The sequence below is a fragment of the Grimontia celer genome (assembly GCF_900055185.1).
Classification (GTDB): Bacteria; Pseudomonadota; Gammaproteobacteria; order Enterobacterales; family Vibrionaceae; genus Enterovibrio; species Enterovibrio celer.
Genome location: NZ_FIZX01000002.1, coordinates 1,210,619 through 1,226,790 on the forward strand (window position 1 = coordinate 1,210,619; position 16,172 = coordinate 1,226,790).

Here is a 16,172-nt window from a genome sequence, read left to right on the forward strand (position 1 = left end):
ATTTTTATACCTTAATATTTCTTATACTACCGTATAAAAGAAACATACAACTCTTTATGGCCGCCAATTAGAAATAATATTAATACAAATCGGTTTAATATGGGAGCTATCAGTTAGACAAGGAGGTAGGTATGCAAAAGGTAGTCGAGTTTTTCAGGCGGACAATCGTCGACAGTGTCAATGTAGCAATGACGCTATACAAAGTGATGATCCCTACCATCATCGTGGTAAAGATCTTCGAGGAGTTCGGCGGCGTGGTCTGGTTTTCCAATTTCATTGCACCTCTAATGAATGCAGTTGGCCTTCCCAGTGAAATGGGCTTGGTCTGGGCGACCGCTATCTTTGTGAATATATACTCTGCCCTTGTCGTTCTTATAAATACTGATGTCACCATGTCAGTAGCCCAAGCTTCCATTCTAAGCTGCATGATCTTGCTTGCGCACTCAATGCCAATTGAAGTCGGGCTCGCCAAGAAATCCGGTGTTTCTGTCTGGTGGAGCATTCTTACCCGTGTTGGCGGTGCATTGCTTCTTGGCTGGCTCTTACATTTGACATACAGCGCAACGGGATCGCTGCAAGAACAGGCACAAATCATCTGGCAACCCTCCATGGAAACAGACACGTCGCTCGCTGTCTGGGGAATTAGTCAGCTTCAGAATTTGATTTTGGTCTTCGTGATTATTGTCGCCTTGATATTCGTGCTAAATATTCTCAAGGTAATAGGTATTGAAAAACTTATCGCCAAGGCACTAAGTCCTTTCCTTCGTTTGCTTGGCATCAGCAAAGAGGCCACGAATCTGACGCTGATTGGTATAACTTTGGGTCTTTCATATGGAGGTGGCCTGCTTATCAATGAGGCCAAGAAGGGACATATACCGCCTCGGGATATATTTACAGCCATTACTTTGCTCGGGCTACTGCACAGCCTGATCGAAGATACTCTCTTGATGCTGGTGATTGGTGCTGACTTTACTGCCATCTTCTGGGGAAGATTGGTCTTTGCATTGGTTTTAGTGGGTGTTGTATCCAGACTAATGCGACTGATCGATGGCAAACGCTGTGAGCGTCTTTTTTACCGCTCCGTTGCGACTGCTTAGTCTACTCAAATAGGGGGGATTTTTCCCCCTTACATCTTACCTCACCCAATTAATGCCTACCCTTTTTGTCTTTTTTATAAATAAAGACCATATAATCTTTACAATATTCGCCTTCACTCATAACACTCCGAAAAATTAACTTGATCAGTTTCAAAGTAGCCAAATAAATATCAATGCAATCAAACTCTAAGACTACTATCAAAATGAAACCAAACAGGATGTTCAATAAAAAGGTGACAATATGTTCAGGTTCGTTTTTGCAATATTGCTAGGTTTTATTTCGTTCCAGAGTTCAGCAGATGACCGAAAGTTAGAATTCATTCTCAAAGATGGACCGCAGGTACTCTTTGAGAAAACAGTAGGCATTGATCAGATGCAAGCGTCGGCGGCTCAGCGCTCACTGTCGTTTCAGTCTCCCGTTTACAACAAGCCAATGGCTTACGAAGGTCTGTCCTTCAAAGATGTTGCAAGCCAGGCCGGCGTTGACTTCAGCAAAGTAGAAGAAATCAAGTTTGTCGCGTTGGATGGCTTTGTCGCAACTTGGTCTAAAGGCACAACGAAAAGCCCGTTGATCGTGGTGACTGGCGAGCAAGGTACTGGAGGGAAATTCACCGACATTGGTGAAGGCAAAGAGACGCTCAATCCAGGGCCATTTTATGTCATGACGACGGATCCTAAAGAATATAACAATTGGATATGGCCGTTTCAGGTTTATAAGATAGAGCTTAATTATCAAGCGCCAAAACCGGATTATTACCCTTCGGGAGCGGAAGACAAACCCGTTATTATGGCCGGATACAATGCATTCAAATCCACATGTATTTCTTGCCATTCTATTAATCTGGAAGGTGGCGACATTGGCCCGGAATTAAATATCCCCAAAAATATTACTGAATATAGAGATATCGAATACTTAAAGGCTTTCATTAAGAATCCGAACTCATATCGAGCCAAATCACGGATGCTGACGTTTGAACATCTTTCCGATCAGCAGTTGAATGAGCTTATCGAATATATGGCGTATATGGGTTCATTGAAAATGCTGGATAAGATTAACGAGTAAAACCAAAAGAGCCGACCACGTGTCGGCTCTTAACTTCAGGTAGTTTGACTTACACCTTGCAACCATACTCGTCACACCCATTGTGACCATCGACAGCCTTACCGCCCTGGCGACGAGTGCTCACAGTCTGGCTTGCTGCCTCTGCGTATGCTTTCTCTTCCAGCAATGAGCCAATGAGCGCACCCACCTGCATATCGCTCAGCATACCAAAATGGTTTAGCCTGAGTTTTCCATGCTGATCCAGAATGAGAAGCGTCGGCGTTCCACCAAACTGATAACGGTCCATGGTTTTTGGGATTGGGTTGTGCTCACTCGGTTGATCAATCGCTACGGGAAACTTAATACGATATTCATGGATAAACGCTCGCAGTGCATCAGGTGTCATCACATCGTGATGCTCAAAAACAGAATGCAGACCAATGACCTGAACGCCTGAGTCTGAGAATGTGCTCTGAATGTTCTTTGCCAGTGGTAAACCATGGGAAATACAACCAGGGCACAGCATTTGAAATACATAGATGACAACGACTTTCCCCAGATATTCATTAAGTTCGATGGGTCGCTCCGTATTCAACCATTCACTAGCGGTCAGCTTGAAAGTCCGACCGGATAATACACTCGACATATCTTCCTCTCACCAATTATAGTTTCGACTCGAAATCAATATACCTTTCTACAGATACTCATGTCAATTTTCCTTTGGTTGTCCGATATCTCAGGAGTATCATTTTCGCGCAGCAACTTCAGTGAAAAAGACCATGAACTATTTCGAATCTCCCTTCGTCGGCAAACCTATCTCCGAGCAAATCACCAATCCCAACATCCTTGTTGGCAGACACAGTTACTACTCGGGTTATTACCATGGGCACAGCTTTGACGATTGCGCTCGCTATTTGATGCCTAATCGCGATGACGTCGACAAGATCATCATTGGCAGCTTCTGTTCCATTGGCTCCGGCGCAGTATTTATGATGGCGGGCAACCAAGGCCACAGATTGGATTGGGTCAGTACCTTTCCATTTTTCTATCAGGACAATGAGAATTTTGCCGGTGCCAAAGACGGCTTCACACGCGCCGGTGATACTGTGGTTGGCAATGATGTCTGGATTGGTTCAGAAGCCATGATCATGGCAGGCGTGAAGATTGGAGACGGCGCCATCATTGCCAGTCGTGCCCTTGTGACGAAAGATGTCGCCCCTTACGAAGTGGTTGGTTCCAACCCCGCTAAACACATCAAATTCCGATTCAATGAGGCTGAAATTCAAATGCTACTAGAAATGCAGTGGTGGAACTGGAGCGATGAACAACTGAAGGGTTGTATGGATTTAATGTGCTCTTCAGACATTGAGGGGTTTTACAAATATTGGAAGACACAAGTTTCCGAGTAGGCTTTTAATGCGTTAGGGCGACAAGTCGCCCTTATATCTCCATCCCTTCCCTACCTATTTCCATCCAATCAGGGATATCGTTATCCATTAACCAACAATCAAGCTCATGGCCGATATGAGTGATGATGAGTTCCTTCGGTTGCAGCTTTTCATAAACCTGCCGGGCTACTTCAACGTTCCCATGGTTTGATCCCTCATGCTCAGGTGGAAACGAACAATCAAGAATCAACGCGTCCAGTTGAGTTAGCGAGGCAAGAAAATCAAGAGTCTGGGCTGGTAACCCATCGGTATCAGTTAGATACACGATACTCTTTGGCCCATACTCCAGCAGGTAACCAACTGTCGGCCTTGAGTGTTTAAGATGAAGCGGAGTGACGCGAAGCCCATTGATATTGACTACATCACCATGATTCATCTCTGGCAGAAACCTGAGGCAACCAGAGTGCTTAAGAAGATCCGCGCAGCCTTGTTCGTCATCCGGACACCACACAGGAATAGGAGAAGGATTGCCCCATCTCAAATGAAAAAGCCCTTGTACATGATCAACGTGGAAATGGGTCAGCAAAAAGCCATAGTAAGTACCCGCGGGAAAGCGTTCATGTAAATCCATCAGGCCCGCATCTATTAACAATCTCTCCCGGGCGCTTCCTTTTCCCCATTCCACCATGGCAGAGCAGGGTTTTCGTTCAAATGCAGTGTGTTCTCTGGCTCTTTGACATGCGGCACATTCACATCCATAAAGGGGAACCCCCCCTGCCGCCCCTGTTCCTAGCAAGGTCACTCGTAACATTGGTTCTTCCATGCACAAAAAAGTTGGGAAATTACCCAACTTGATACCCAAACAACCACAAGATGCTCGCATTCAGGTTGTTTGGGTATAGAATCTAAGCCCTTTAAATTTTGACAGTCAGTGGCGCTTCTCTACTGCTTCAATAAAGGCTTCGGCACTTTGCTGAAAGTAAGGAAAATACTGCCTGATTTTCTCTTCCGGCCAATCCCACCAGCATAGGCGTTCAAGCTTTTTCGCGGTTTCTATATTTTCAAACCTTGGTCGCAACGTCTTCGCTGGATTACCAACCACAATGGTATAGCTTTCCACATTTTTGGTGACCACACTGCCTGCGCCGATGATCGCACCATCTCCGACGCTGACGCCGGGGAGGATTATGACACCATGCCCAATCCAGACATCATTCCCAATAGTCACCCGGTTTTCCGCCCGCCAGTTAAATACCTCTGCATCCTTGTCTGAGCCGCCCTGTTGGAGATCTTCCATTCCATATTTTCCGGGTCGATAGGTAAAGTGATGTAAAGTCGGACGCCACCAAGGGTGGTTGCCGGGATTAATCCGAACCTTTGATGCAATCGAGGTGAACTTACCAATTTCAGTATTCGCCACTTCACTGTCGGGACCAATATAGCTGAAGTCTTGCAGTGCAACATGTTCCAATAGTGTGCGTTCGCCGACTTCAGTCCATCGCCCGAGCACCGAGTCAGTTACCACAGCATCGCGACAAATTGTTGCCTCTTCATGCAAAGTGAGATTTGCGTCAATGTGATGCTTATCCATAGTGATTGCCTCCGTTTTCCTTGCAGAGTGCGATATCTAATTCACAAGCAAACTGAGCGACGGTGTCTTCAAGTTTCCCGCTGTTGTTGAGATGAATCGCATCGGCCGGGCGCACTGCATCATAGTGAATGGCGCGTTCTAATCGCTGGGCAATTTCTTCTGCGTTTTCTCTGCCCCGGGCTTCGAGACGTTCTCTGAGTACATCAGGGTTGACTGAGATCCACACGACTTCCAGCTGTTCCCCAAATACCCCTCTGGCAAAGGGTAGATACGCACGAGAACCGTTCACCATCACATCCATGCCCGACGCCAACCATGTTTCCACTTCACGCCCCACCCCATAGCGAAGTCCGTTCGCTCGCCAGTGCATGGAAAACAGTTCTTGCTTGATACGAAGATCAAATTCGTCGCCTGACAAGGCAACGTGGTTTTCACTGCCAGCCGAAGCGGGTCGTGTAATGTAACGATGCGCCACCATCAATTTGTCGCAGAAGCGCTCTCTGGTGGCATTGATCAGCGAATCTTTCCCCGCCCCAGAAGCACCAAGCACATAAAACAGCTTTGCCATTTTCATTTCCTGTTTTAGAACACGCGATGCCCCTGACGCCACACTTGCTGCACATAAGGCTGCTCGTAATGACGCTCCACCAGCAACAAATCTGCCCGCATGCCCTCCTTGATGATGCCGCGATCTGAAAAACTAAGCGCGGACGCTGGGTTACGTGTCGCCAGGCAAGTCGCCGAGGCTAGATCCAGCGCATTGCGCTCATCATCTGCAAGACGGAAAACCGCATCCAACAAACTGCCAGGGAAATAATCAGACGACAGTGCATCTAACACACCCAACGACGCCAACTCATGAGCCGCCACATTGCCTGAGTGCGAGCCACCGCGAACGACGTTGGGTGCCCCCATCATGACTTTCAGACCAAGTTCGTGGGAGCGTTGTGCCGCTTCAACTGTGGTAGGGAATTCCGCCAACACCAGTCCCAACGCACGGGATTCTTCAACATGGGCACGGGTCGCATCGTCATGGCTTGCAAGAGGGATATTTCTCTCATGGCAAAGGCTCGCAATCGCTCGTCGGTTTAGGTCTGACCATATCGCGGACTTTTCACGCTGGTCCTGTTCGAATGCAGCCATCTCCTCGTCATTGAGGTTGTATTTACCCTGATAGTACTCGTAATACTTGGTGAGATTCACGAACTGGCGCTGACCCGGAGAGTGGTCCATCAGGGACACCATATGAGTCTGATCCAAGTCGAGATAAAGCTTAGCTAAATCAACCGTCGTCTCGTGGGGCAACTCACAACGGATATGAACAAAATGCTCAGCGCGATTCAGACCTCTTTCGCCACTTTGGACAATGGTATTGATCATCTTGTCGAGGTTATCCTGACGATGACCACCATCGCGCACATCACCGACTGCAATCGCATCCAGAACCGTTGTGATACCGGCTCCGATAAGTTGCGCATCATGCGCTGCCATGGCCGAGAATGCTGGCCAGCTGACCTTTGGTCGCGGCGTGAAGTACTTTTCCAGATTGTCGGTATGCTGTTCAATTAGCCCCGGCATCAACCATCCCTGATTGCCATCTACCGCTCCTGGCTGATAGCTGGACGAATCAGACATGGCGCGAATAATGCCGTTCTCAACTTCTAACGAGCCATTAACGACTTCGTCTTCCAACACCAGTTGAACATTGGTAATGATCATTGTCGCTTCCTTCCCTTAAGCCAGTTTCAATGTGGCGGTTGAAATGTCGTAGAACTTATCTGCTACTTGCTGGCGGACGTATTCGTCGTGAAATATGCCAACAATTGCAGCACCCCGTTGCTTGGCTTCCAGAATGAGTTCAATCACGACATCACGATTCTTCTCATCCAGTGATGCCGTCGGTTCATCCAGCAAAAGAATCGGTGATTCAACGATAAATCCGCGAGCGATGTTCACACGCTGCTGCTCACCACCAGAAAACGTCGCGGGCGCCAAATGCCATAGGTGTTCCGGCACGTTGAGTCGCTTCAACAAAGCCCCAGCCTTTTGCTGTGACGTTTCTTTGCATTCCCCTTGTTCCACCAAAGGTTGCGCGACGACATCCAGTGCACTGATGCGGGGAATAACACGCAGAAACTGGCTCACCCAACCTAAGGTGTTTTTGCGAACATCCAGAACGTCGCGGGGCAGCGCACTGGCAATATCCACCCAATGCTCGCCTTGCGTTGTATTTTGGTGCCGTACATTGATTTCGCCGTTATCGACAAGGTAGTTCGCATAGAGCGCACGGAGCAAGGTACTCTTGCCTGCACCTGAACGCCCCAGCAGCACGACACACTCTCCTTTGTCGACAGAGAAGCTGGAGTCAGCCAGTACGGAGAGCTTTGCGCTCCCTTGATTGTGAAGAACAAAGGTCTTACTGACATTCGACACGCTTAACATGGTTGTGTTTGTCATGGTTTTTCCTACCCCTGCAACACGGATGATACGAGCAACTGCGTGTAAGGATGTTGTGGATCGTCGAGCACCTGATCGGTCAGCCCGGTTTCGACAATTCGACTCTCTTTCATCACCACCAATCGGTGAGCCAGTAATCTCGCGACAGCTAAATCATGGGTCACAATGACCACAGACAGCCCTAAGTCCGTAACGAGATTTCGAATCAAATCCAGCAGCCTTGCCTGCACAGAAACATCAAGCCCACCTGTCGGTTCATCCATAAAGATGAGTCTTGGATGCGTCACCAGATTCCGGGCAATTTGAAGCCTCTGCTGCATACCGCCAGAGAAAGTGATTGGCATGTCATCTATTCGGTCTGTAGGAATCTCCACCTGAGAAAGCCATTCCAGCGCTTGATCACGGATATCGCCGTAATGTCGGTTTCCTACCGCCATCAGTCGCTCGCCGATGTTGCCGCCAGCGGAAACCCTCGGGCGTAATCCATCCATCGGATGTTGGTGAACTACTCCCCAATCGGTGCGCAGTAATCGACGGCGTTCACTTTCAGAAAGCGCGTAGAGGCTCGCTTGTGAGCCACCCTCAAACTGGTAATTCACTGCGCCACAATCTGGCGTTTCACGACCTGAAAGCACACGTAACAAGGTGCTTTTTCCAGAGCCTGACTCACCCACAATACCCAGCACTTCGCCTGGCCATAAAGCAAAAGAGATGTCCTGACACCCCTTACCTGGCTGATAAAGCTTGGTAAGGCTTTCTACTTCCAATAGTGGCTGCAAGTTCGTTACTCGCATCGTCGCGTGCTCGCGACCTAACTCTGTGACTGACACGCGCGCTTCTCCTCTTGCTCCTTTGTCAGAGCATTTTTTGACTGCTGGTCATTGCAATAATCGGTATCAGAACACACGAAAATTCGGTTGCCTTTATCATCCGTTACTACCTCATCCAGAAAGCTGGTTGTTGAACCACAGATGCAGCAAGGCTCACCCCATTGCTGAATTTCAAAGGGGTGATCGTCGAAATCCAGACTCTTCACATCCGTATAAGGGGGAATGGCGTAAATACGCTTCTCACGCCCAGCACCAAAGAGTTGCAGTGCGGGCATTTGATCCATCTTGGGGTTATCGAATTTCGGAATGGGCGAAGGGTCCATGATGTAGCGACCATTGACCCGCACTGGGTAGGCGTATGCGGTCGAGATATGGCCATAACGCGCGATATCCTCGTAGAGCTTCACATGCATCACGCCATATTCTTCCAGGCCATGCATTTTGCGTGTTTCCGTCTCACGCGGTTCAATAAAGCGTAATGGCTCAGGGATCGGCACTTGGTACACCAGTATCTGACCTTCAGTCAGTGTTTTTTCTGGAATGCGGTGGCGGGTTTGAATCAACGCAGCCTGCTCTGTGCGCTCAGTAGTTTCAACGCCGGCAACCTTTTCAAAGAAGTGGCGGATGGAAACCGCGTTTGTGGTGTCGTCAGCCCCTTGGTCAATCACTTTAAGCACATCAGGCTCACCGATAATGGCAGCGGTGATTTGAATACCGCCTGTGCCCCAGCCATAAGGCATGGGCATTTCGCGGCCACCAAACGGCACCTGATAACCGGGAATCGCAATAGCTTTTAGCAGGGCGCGTCGAATCATGCGTTTGGTTTGTTCATCGAGGTAACCGAAGTTATAACCACTTTGAACGGCTTGCGGAGTCATAGCGCTTCTCCTTCGCCCGATGCGTCGCGGGCATCAAATTCTTTTTGAAGCTTGCGGATGAGTTCGAGCTCAGCCTGAAAGTCCACGTAGTGCGGCAACTTCAGGTGGCTGACAAAACCCGCGGCTTCAACGTTGTCGCCGTGCGCTAACACAAACTCTTCATCCTGAGCAGGGCCTTGTGGCACTTCGTCATATTCGCCACATTGCAAGGCTCTATCTACCAAAGCCATCGACATCGCTTTACGCTCAGAAAACCCAAACGTGACGCCGTAACCTCTGGTAAACTTCGCTTTGTGGTTTTTACTGCCAGTGAAACCATTGATCATCTGGCATTCGGTCATTTCGATATCACCAATTTCAATGGCAAAGCCTAACTCTTCAGGAACGACTTCAAGCGTGACGTTGCCAGAGCGGATTTCACTGGCAAACGGGTGATTGCGCCCGTAACCACGTTGGGTGGAATAGCCCAATGCCAGCAAGAACCCCTCATCACTGCGCGCGAGTTGCTGCAACCTTGCACTTCGGTTTGCCGGGAATGTGGGTGGCTCCATGGTGATATCATCAGGCGCTGCACCGTTATCTTCCTCAGTCACCGTCAGGTCGAGGTTTTCCAGAATACTCATCACCCTTGGGCAATGTGCCATCTCATCGATATCACTCAGTTTGGCGGGTTCGCTACGTTCTCCACCTTCTGCCAACAATGCAAAATCAAGCAATCGATGGGTGTAGTCATAAGTTGGCCCGAGTACCTGCCCACCCGGCAAATCTTTATAAGTTGCAGAGATACGGCGCTCGATTTTCATCCTTTCGGTATTGGCAGGTTCCGTCACCGCCAGCCGAGGCAACGTAGTGCGATAGGCGCGAAGCAGGAAGATAGCTTCCACCAAGTCACCGCCAGCTTGTTTGATAGCCAACGCCGCAAGTTCTTTGTCATAGATGCCGCCCTCGGTCATCACACGATCTGTCGCGCCAGCGAGCTGTTCAGCGATTTGTTCGACATTCAGAGCGGCTTGCGAAAAAGAGCCCCGGCGCTTTTTGTCCTGCAATTTATGAGCAGCAGCGATCGCTTTCTCACCGCCTTTTACAGCTACATACATGTGGCCTCCTCAACTTCCAGGGTCACTTCGGTCGAACGAGGCAATGCAATAACGTCGGAGCCAGACGTAAACAGAATATCCACGCCATGGGGGAAATGGCTGCGTTTTGTTACCAAAGCCAGAAGAAGCAGCGGGTTCAAACCCTTCACTTTCATTTTCGTTGTCGACTGAATACCGGGGCCAGCCAGCAACAGCACATCGCCTTCTCTAAGGCTATCTACCTCAATAATCAAGGTGGTGCTTCTGTCCGGGTAGTGTTCGCTACCAACATTAAAACCTTCAAAGTCTTCCAGTTCACTGCCTCTGGCAAGCGCGAAAGCGGACTCGCACTTTTGACCCGTGAGCGGAGCGGCACAGTGAAAACGGATGTTCTCAACCAAGGCTTCATCTGAATTGAAGCGTTCTGATAGCCACAGGCTGGTTGCGTTGTCGGACAACGTCAGTAACACCTGGGTCGCTGCGCGGCTAGTTGTTCCAAACTGAGCGGTGTAGTCCAATGAAACCTGTTTCCCGGGGCGGGACATCGCCTCCATTAACTCTCGGAAGACCTGCTGTGCATCATGCACGGGTGACTCAAAACCCGCTGTTATCTTGCTCATTCGTCCTCTCCTCTCACCATGGTGAAAAAGTCGACTTTACTGGTAGCCACTTCCCTTGCACGCAACTGCTCCTGTTCTGCTTTTTCTGCGGCGAGCGGCGATATCAGGGCTTGCTGCAGCGCATCATGTGCAGAGGTTTGCATCATTGCATCCACCACAGCAGCGAGTTCTGCATGCCGCTTGTTTCTTCCAGTGACATAACTGTATCCCAGCTCGCCACTACCCAGTCGAACCACAGCACGGGTGATGGTGACATCGCCCATATTGAAAGCGTTGCCTGTACCGCCCATTCGAGCGCGTACCTGAGCTAACCCCAGTTCAGGTGCGCGAACCAACTGGTATTGTGGGTCGAGTGCGAGTTTGTCCCAGTGCGTTATCAGCGCATTGGCATCCGTTCTTGCGAGGACTGACATCCAACGCTGGCGCGGTGTTTGCTTTTCCTGTTCCATTCAATGCTCCAAAACAATCTCGACCAGATCAGAACGTGTGTGGGACGATGAAAACTCCACAATCCGGTCGGTTCCTGTGATCACGTTGGTGGTTTTAAACACCATGATGGGAGTCTTGCCAGATAGCTGAAGCAATCGGCAATCGGTTTTTTTCGGCATCATGGCTCTTAGCCGAGTGCTTTTACGGGTAAGGTGAACGTCCAACTTGTCTTTTAGAAAAGCGTGCAGAGAACCCACTTCGAAATGCTTCACTACCGGCCACCATTCAATGTCAGCAAGGTAGTGATCAATCACGCTCGCCGGCATGCCATTAATCTTTCTAAGGGTGCGAAGTTTGATCACTTGCGATTCCATCTCGACACCAAACATGCCTGCTACTTTCTCGTTCGCAGCCACCAGTCCCCTATTGATCACCTGACTGGTGGGCAAACTGCCCTGTTCCATCAAGTTGTCCGTAAAGTGCGCTCCGGCGTGAAGTGGGTAGTCATACGGTTGGTTGACCACCATGTTGCCGCGCCCCTGTTGACGCTCGATGAGGCCGGTAAAAACCAGTTCGTCAATCGCACGTCTCACTGTGTGGCGGTTAACGTCATACTTCTTCGCCAGCTTGGATTCAGGCGGCAGGTAATCCCCCGGCTGAAAATGGCTGCGAACTTCCTGTTCAAGATGTCTGGCGATATCTAAATAAACTCGCATCTTTTATCCCTCCGCATTCCACTGCACTTATCTAGACAAGTTGGGTGAAATAAAAATCGGGTTTTTAAATAAACATCTTGCGGATGTACTGGGACGCGAAGTCGATCAAACTGACGGTCACAATGACTATCAACATAATCGCGGCGGTCTGTTGGAACTGGAATCCGCGAATGGCTTCCCAAAGCAATACACCAATACCACCCGCACCAACCATGCCGACTACTGTGGCTGAGCGGACATTCGATTCGAACCGGTACAAGGTGAACGAAATCCATAGTGGCAATACTTGAGGTAACACCCCGTACATCACTTCTTCAATCTTGTTGGCTCCGGTCGCCCGAACCCCTTCGACTGGCCCGATATCGATTGCTTCGACCGCTTCAGAAAACAGCTTGGCGAGTACGCCCGTAGTGTGAACAAACAGTGCTAACACACCTGCGAATGGACCTAGGCCAACAGCGACAACGAACAACATCGCGAAAACCATTTCGTTAATAGCACGCGCGGCATCCATCAAACGGCGCATTGGCTGATAAACCCACCAAGGCACGATGTTTTCTGCACATAGAAGCCCGAAGGGAATCGAAAGGAGTACAGAAAGTACGGTGCCCCAAATAGCGATTTGAATGGTGATCAGGGTTTCGTCGACATATAGCTTCCAATGCGTGAAATCCGGCGGGAAGAAGTCAGACCCCAGCTCTGCCATGTTTCCAGCATCTTTGATGAGTTGTGCTGGATTCATCTCAGAACCTTGCCATGACCAGGCAAGCACGAGAGCCACAATCAACATGCCAACAAAGCGTTTCCAGTGAGAAGTTTGTGGTGCGGTTAAAACGGCGGTATTACTACTCATTCTAAAATTCCATCAAGCTACAAATAACCGAGTTAAAAAGAAGAGCCGGAAAGAATTCCGGCTCTGTGGATCTTTACTCCATGGCCTCGAGCGCACTCATTTGGCGATTCAGGGCAGCCAGAGAGCTCTTGATGTTCGCCAGATCTGCGGCTTGTTCATCAGAAAGCTTGTCTTGGTTGCTCAGGCCATTGAGTTGCTTGTAAAGCGCCAATTGACGAATAGGCAGCAGTTGCAGATCGCTAGATGGTTTGAACGGTGCCCAGTCCAGACCTTTCAGAATCGCCACTTCCTGTGCATCGCCCGTTGTGCCGTAGTTCATGAAGAAGCTGTAGATGTTTTCTTTCACGTTATCTGGCAGGTTCTTACGCCATACAATCGGGTCAGAAGGGATGAGTGGCGATTGCCAAATCACTTTAATGTTTTTGAATTTTTCAGGATTGGTACGCTCGAAGCGACGCATGTTTTCGGTGTTGTTAGTCGCCACATCAACCTGCTTGTTAGCAACCGCGAACAGGTTCACTTCGTGGCTTGAGTTCAGTGTGCGTTTGAAGTCACTAGGCTGAATGTTGTTCTTAGCGAACACATAGTAAGAAGGCACCAAGAAGCCAGAAGTAGAGTTAGGATCTCCGTTACCAAACGCCAGCTTGCTTCGGTTCGCAATCATGTCTTCAACACTGTTGATTGGGCTATCTTTGTGAACCACCAAAAGGCTCCAGTAGCCTGGATTACCCTCTGAATCGACAGTTTGCGCGAAGATTTCACCGCCAGAACGGTCGACCGCTTCCATCGCTGATTTGTTACCAAACCATGCAACGTCAACTTTGTCGAAACGCATGCCCTGAATGATGCCCGCATAGTCAGGAGCAAAGTAGGCTTTCACTTCCATACCCAGCTTTTTGCTCATGTCGTCCAGGAACGGGTCCCAAACGGATTTGAGGTTTTGCTGAGATTCCGTAGAAATAATACCGAAGTTCAGGGTATCCATTTTTTCATCTGCAGAAACTGGCGCAGCAACTGCAGCAGCCAGCATGCTAAGTCCACAGGTGATTGTGCGTAGTACTCGTAACATCGTCGTCGTCCTTTGTGTGTTAACGGTTTAACTGATGAGAGAAAGTGGCGCTCTTTCCAAAGAAGCCGGTTGTTCTTCCATACCGACTTCCAAATTCATTTCTGATTTACTGCCATAGAGTTCGGCAAGGGCCAGCTTGTCGATCGCCGCACTTTCGCCTTGATAGAAGATTTTTCCGTCGCGCAATGCCACAACGTGCTGACAGTATTTGAGGGCGTGATCGACCTGGTGAAGCGTCACGATCACAGGGATACCCTCACGCTGGTTGATGTCGCTAAGCAGCTCCATCACGATGCGGGAAGATTCAGGATCCAAAGAAGCAATAGGCTCGTCGGCGAAAATGATGCGGGCTTTTTGCATGAGTGCACGCGCAATGGCCACACGCTGTTGCTGTCCGCCTGACAGAGTAGAAACACGCTGATGAGCGAAATCTTGCATGCCAACACGTTCCAATGCGGCCATCGCTTCTGCCTTTTGCTGCTTGGTGAAGTTACCGGTAAGCGTGCGCCAGAACGGCGTGTAGTTGAGCGCTCCAATCAGCACGTTGGTCATCACTGACAGGCGGTTCACTAGATTGAACTGCTGGAAGATATAACCAGCTTGGGCGCGACAGTGACGAACCTGACCTGAAGCTCGGCCCTGACTCTGAACAGTTTTACCAAGCACCTGAATCTGTCCGTCTTGCGTTTTATCAGAGAAGACCAAGCCGCTAAGATGGCGAAGTAGCGTTGACTTTCCTGAACCAGAAGGTCCAAGAAGTGCGGTCATTTCTTTGTGTTGGATCTTGAGGTTGATCTGGTCAAGCGCCTTGTTTTTTCCAAACGTCTTCGTCAGACCATTCACTTCGATGATGCTATCCATGTTTCAGGGAACCTCGTTATGTGGTGCCCCTATCGTGTGGTCTGTTTGTGTCGTTTTTATAACGGAATGGTGTCAGGGAAGTTGACGGATAATTGGGTGAGATAGAGGTATAAATTGCGTGGAAGCGTTTGTATGCAGGGGCTGGAGGGGTTATCTAGATAAGTTAATCGACTTGTCTAGATAACCCCGTCATTAAAGATTCATACTTATCCAGTGACATCGCCAGTGGAATTAGTGGGTCACTTTAATCTGGACTTTATATGGCGTTTCTAACTGCATGGTGTCACCAAATTTCACTATGGTTTCCAATGCCAGAACCTCACCGTTAAATTTGGTTTTCTTGTTCTCAATTAGGTCACGCCAAATATCATCCAGCGACAAAATACGGGAATTATTGAAACCCTCAAATGACAGCTTCATGCATTGTTGCCAATCTTTACCACGGCCTGTTTTTTCATACTCCGCGCCGACTTCGCCGACCGTTCTCTTGGACGACACTTCAACATAAAATTCGGCAACTTCTTGTTCTCTCCATGTATTCATCTTGGATGCCTCTTCGTTTTAGCTTTTCGAAATTATAGATAGAGGCGAAGCCATTTGTTTCATTTATAAGACAAGTATGATCTGAGGCGCTTTTAACGACGCCACCAGATGATTAAGTGAAGTAGAGCAAAAATACCATGTCCCCAAACATAAGCTTCGATCGCGGTAACCGCTGTTTTATGGATGGTAAGAAAGTCGGGGCTACTCGCGTTTTCATTGAGCATCGCGATCGCCCACAAAGCGCCAGTGACTGTCGCCAGTATCAACGCTAATAATCCCAGTCCTTCGATCGTTGCTGCTAGACCAGCCGGTTTAGGTGATGGTAATCGACCGGTTTTAAGAATGCGAAGGTCAGCTTTCATCACTTTGAAGTTACCAGACAACCATGGGTACATGTCGGTCAATGGCCGACGGTTAATCACAGTGACAAAAAATACCATTGAGAAAAGTAGCAGTCCCACTCCGCTGTACATATGGATGTGATCAATCAACGTGAGGTGGTAAACCGTTGCATCTTTACTGACATGCATACCTGCTGCCGATACCAACTGAAAGAGCACCCAACTCAAAGTTGTAAAGTGGAGCCATTTTTCCGCTGAGGGTAATCGAGCAAAGAGGAAGGAAAGACCGCGAAGCGTTTTGTTAGGAATTTGAGCGTGCATAACACCATGACTGCTAATGAAAGTTAAGCAAGTCTATGAAGGGATGTCACACCAAGTTGT

20 protein-coding genes are annotated in these 16,172 nt (G+C 48.9%); 3 read left to right on the forward strand and 17 right to left on the reverse strand.

Annotated elements, in window-relative coordinates; all coding sequences use genetic code 11:
- Positions 1-131 precede the first annotated feature (131 nt).
- Positions 132-1,097, forward strand: coding sequence for a hypothetical protein (locus GCE9029_RS15745; RefSeq protein ID WP_062664599.1), 966 nt, complete (start codon positions 132-134; stop codon positions 1,095-1,097).
- Between the two features lie 241 nt (positions 1,098-1,338).
- Positions 1,339-2,160: a c-type cytochrome gene (locus GCE9029_RS15750; protein WP_062664601.1), complete on the forward strand. Its 822-nt coding sequence runs from the start codon at positions 1,339-1,341 to the stop codon at positions 2,158-2,160.
- A gap of 49 nt (positions 2,161-2,209) precedes the next feature.
- On the opposite strand, the gene GCE9029_RS15755 is transcribed toward GCE9029_RS15750, so the two are convergent.
- Complete coding sequence (locus GCE9029_RS15755; protein WP_062664603.1) at positions 2,210-2,785, reverse strand: redoxin domain-containing protein; 576 nt, start codon at positions 2,783-2,785, stop codon at positions 2,210-2,212.
- A gap of 133 nt (positions 2,786-2,918) precedes the next feature.
- Here GCE9029_RS15755 and catB point away from each other — a divergent pair, with 133 nt between their 5' ends.
- Positions 2,919-3,548 carry a type B chloramphenicol O-acetyltransferase gene (catB, locus tag GCE9029_RS15760; protein WP_062664605.1) on the forward strand — a complete coding sequence of 210 codons (630 nt, stop codon included), beginning with the start codon at positions 2,919-2,921 and terminating at the stop codon, positions 3,546-3,548.
- A 31-nt stretch (positions 3,549-3,579) separates the two neighbouring features.
- Here the strand turns inward: catB and phnP are convergent, their stop codons facing one another.
- The 16 genes from phnP to GCE9029_RS15840 all read right to left on the reverse strand — a co-directional run bounded on the left by phnP (position 3,580) and on the right by GCE9029_RS15840 (position 16,112).
- Positions 3,580-4,338, reverse strand: coding sequence for a phosphonate metabolism protein PhnP (phnP, locus tag GCE9029_RS15765; RefSeq protein WP_062664607.1), 759 nt, complete (start codon positions 4,336-4,338; stop codon positions 3,580-3,582).
- Between the two features lie 117 nt (positions 4,339-4,455).
- Entirely contained in the window at positions 4,456-5,118 is a 663-nt protein-coding gene (locus tag GCE9029_RS15770) for a DapH/DapD/GlmU-related protein (protein WP_062664609.1), read from the reverse strand.
- The gene (gene phnN, locus GCE9029_RS15775) at positions 5,111-5,686 is read right to left on the reverse strand and encodes a ribose 1,5-bisphosphokinase (protein WP_062664612.1); all 576 of its coding nucleotides are present in this window, start codon (positions 5,684-5,686) and stop codon (positions 5,111-5,113) included. Before phnN ends, GCE9029_RS15770 begins: the two co-directional genes overlap by 8 nt.
- A 14-nt stretch (positions 5,687-5,700) precedes the next feature.
- Entirely contained in the window at positions 5,701-6,837 is a 1,137-nt protein-coding gene (phnM, locus tag GCE9029_RS15780; RefSeq protein WP_062664614.1) for an alpha-D-ribose 1-methylphosphonate 5-triphosphate diphosphatase, read from the reverse strand.
- A 15-nt stretch (positions 6,838-6,852) separates the two neighbouring features.
- Positions 6,853-7,575 (reverse strand): phosphonate C-P lyase system protein PhnL, encoded by a 723-nt coding sequence (gene phnL / locus GCE9029_RS15785; protein ID WP_197475369.1) that lies wholly within the window; start codon positions 7,573-7,575, stop codon positions 6,853-6,855.
- An 8-nt stretch (positions 7,576-7,583) separates the two neighbouring features.
- Positions 7,584-8,369 carry a phosphonate C-P lyase system protein PhnK gene (gene phnK / locus GCE9029_RS15790; RefSeq protein WP_197475397.1) on the reverse strand — a complete coding sequence of 262 codons (786 nt, stop codon included), beginning with the start codon at positions 8,367-8,369 and terminating at the stop codon, positions 7,584-7,586.
- Positions 8,370-8,386: 17 nt separating this feature from the next.
- Complete coding sequence (locus GCE9029_RS15795; RefSeq protein WP_062664618.1) at positions 8,387-9,283, reverse strand: alpha-D-ribose 1-methylphosphonate 5-phosphate C-P-lyase PhnJ; 897 nt, start codon at positions 9,281-9,283, stop codon at positions 8,387-8,389.
- The gene (locus tag GCE9029_RS15800) at positions 9,280-10,380 is read right to left on the reverse strand and encodes a carbon-phosphorus lyase complex subunit (protein ID WP_062664620.1); all 1,101 of its coding nucleotides are present in this window, start codon (positions 10,378-10,380) and stop codon (positions 9,280-9,282) included. Before GCE9029_RS15800 ends, GCE9029_RS15795 begins: the two co-directional genes overlap by 4 nt.
- Positions 10,371-10,979 carry a phosphonate C-P lyase system protein PhnH gene (gene phnH, locus GCE9029_RS15805; protein ID WP_062664622.1) on the reverse strand — a complete coding sequence of 203 codons (609 nt, stop codon included), beginning with the start codon at positions 10,977-10,979 and terminating at the stop codon, positions 10,371-10,373. Before phnH ends, GCE9029_RS15800 begins: the two co-directional genes overlap by 10 nt.
- Complete coding sequence (gene phnG, locus GCE9029_RS15810; protein ID WP_062664624.1) at positions 10,976-11,428, reverse strand: phosphonate C-P lyase system protein PhnG; 453 nt, start codon at positions 11,426-11,428, stop codon at positions 10,976-10,978. Before phnG ends, phnH begins: the two co-directional genes overlap by 4 nt.
- On the reverse strand, positions 11,429-12,124 hold the full coding sequence (gene phnF, locus GCE9029_RS15815; RefSeq protein ID WP_062664626.1) for a phosphonate metabolism transcriptional regulator PhnF: 696 nt from the start codon (positions 12,122-12,124) through the stop codon (positions 11,429-11,431).
- A 64-nt stretch (positions 12,125-12,188) separates the two neighbouring features.
- Positions 12,189-12,977, reverse strand: coding sequence for a phosphonate ABC transporter, permease protein PhnE (phnE, locus tag GCE9029_RS15820; RefSeq protein WP_002536190.1), 789 nt, complete (start codon positions 12,975-12,977; stop codon positions 12,189-12,191).
- Positions 12,978-13,050: 73 nt separating this feature from the next.
- Entirely contained in the window at positions 13,051-14,046 is a 996-nt protein-coding gene (gene phnD, locus GCE9029_RS15825; RefSeq protein ID WP_062664629.1) for a phosphonate ABC transporter substrate-binding protein, read from the reverse strand.
- A 27-nt stretch (positions 14,047-14,073) separates the two neighbouring features.
- Positions 14,074-14,907: a phosphonate ABC transporter ATP-binding protein gene (gene phnC / locus GCE9029_RS15830; protein WP_062664631.1), complete on the reverse strand. Its 834-nt coding sequence runs from the start codon at positions 14,905-14,907 to the stop codon at positions 14,074-14,076.
- A 231-nt stretch (positions 14,908-15,138) separates the two neighbouring features.
- Positions 15,139-15,450 carry a hypothetical protein gene (locus tag GCE9029_RS15835; protein ID WP_062664633.1) on the reverse strand — a complete coding sequence of 104 codons (312 nt, stop codon included), beginning with the start codon at positions 15,448-15,450 and terminating at the stop codon, positions 15,139-15,141.
- A 92-nt stretch (positions 15,451-15,542) separates the two neighbouring features.
- The gene (locus GCE9029_RS15840) at positions 15,543-16,112 is read right to left on the reverse strand and encodes a hypothetical protein (RefSeq protein WP_062664635.1); all 570 of its coding nucleotides are present in this window, start codon (positions 16,110-16,112) and stop codon (positions 15,543-15,545) included.
- Between the last annotated feature and the right edge of the window lie 60 nt (positions 16,113-16,172).

Coding starts and splice junctions, on each gene's coding strand:
- phnG (WP_062664624.1), bottom strand. CDS start 11,428: ATGGAACAGGAAAAGCAAACACCGCGCCAGCGTTGGATGTCAGTCCTC.
- GCE9029_RS15755 (WP_062664603.1), bottom strand. CDS start 2,785: ATGTCGAGTGTATTATCCGGTCGGACTTTCAAGCTGACCGCTAGTGAA.
- phnF (WP_062664626.1), bottom strand. CDS start 12,124: ATGCGAGTTTATTTAGATATCGCCAGACATCTTGAACAGGAAGTTCGC.
- GCE9029_RS15745 (WP_062664599.1), top strand. CDS start 132: ATGCAAAAGGTAGTCGAGTTTTTCAGGCGGACAATCGTCGACAGTGTC.
- phnE (WP_002536190.1), bottom strand. CDS start 12,977: ATGAGTAGTAATACCGCCGTTTTAACCGCACCACAAACTTCTCACTGG.
- phnP (WP_062664607.1), bottom strand. CDS start 4,338: ATGTTACGAGTGACCTTGCTAGGAACAGGGGCGGCAGGGGGGGTTCCC.
- GCE9029_RS15840 (WP_062664635.1), bottom strand. CDS start 16,112: ATGCACGCTCAAATTCCTAACAAAACGCTTCGCGGTCTTTCCTTCCTC.
- GCE9029_RS15770 (WP_062664609.1), bottom strand. CDS start 5,118: ATGGATAAGCATCACATTGACGCAAATCTCACTTTGCATGAAGAGGCA.
- phnM (WP_062664614.1), bottom strand. CDS start 6,837: ATGATCATTACCAATGTTCAACTGGTGTTGGAAGACGAAGTCGTTAAT.
- phnH (WP_062664622.1), bottom strand. CDS start 10,979: ATGAGCAAGATAACAGCGGGTTTTGAGTCACCCGTGCATGATGCACAG.
- GCE9029_RS15835 (WP_062664633.1), bottom strand. CDS start 15,450: ATGAATACATGGAGAGAACAAGAAGTTGCCGAATTTTATGTTGAAGTG.
- phnL (WP_197475369.1), bottom strand. CDS start 7,575: ATGACAAACACAACCATGTTAAGCGTGTCGAATGTCAGTAAGACCTTT.
- GCE9029_RS15750 (WP_062664601.1), top strand. CDS start 1,339: ATGTTCAGGTTCGTTTTTGCAATATTGCTAGGTTTTATTTCGTTCCAG.
- GCE9029_RS15800 (WP_062664620.1), bottom strand. CDS start 10,380: ATGTATGTAGCTGTAAAAGGCGGTGAGAAAGCGATCGCTGCTGCTCAT.
- GCE9029_RS15795 (WP_062664618.1), bottom strand. CDS start 9,283: ATGACTCCGCAAGCCGTTCAAAGTGGTTATAACTTCGGTTACCTCGAT.
- phnK (WP_197475397.1), bottom strand. CDS start 8,369: ATGCGAGTAACGAACTTGCAGCCACTATTGGAAGTAGAAAGCCTTACC.
- phnC (WP_062664631.1), bottom strand. CDS start 14,907: ATGGATAGCATCATCGAAGTGAATGGTCTGACGAAGACGTTTGGAAAA.
- phnD (WP_062664629.1), bottom strand. CDS start 14,046: ATGTTACGAGTACTACGCACAATCACCTGTGGACTTAGCATGCTGGCT.
- phnN (WP_062664612.1), bottom strand. CDS start 5,686: ATGGCAAAGCTGTTTTATGTGCTTGGTGCTTCTGGGGCGGGGAAAGAT.
- catB (WP_062664605.1), top strand. CDS start 2,919: ATGAACTATTTCGAATCTCCCTTCGTCGGCAAACCTATCTCCGAGCAA.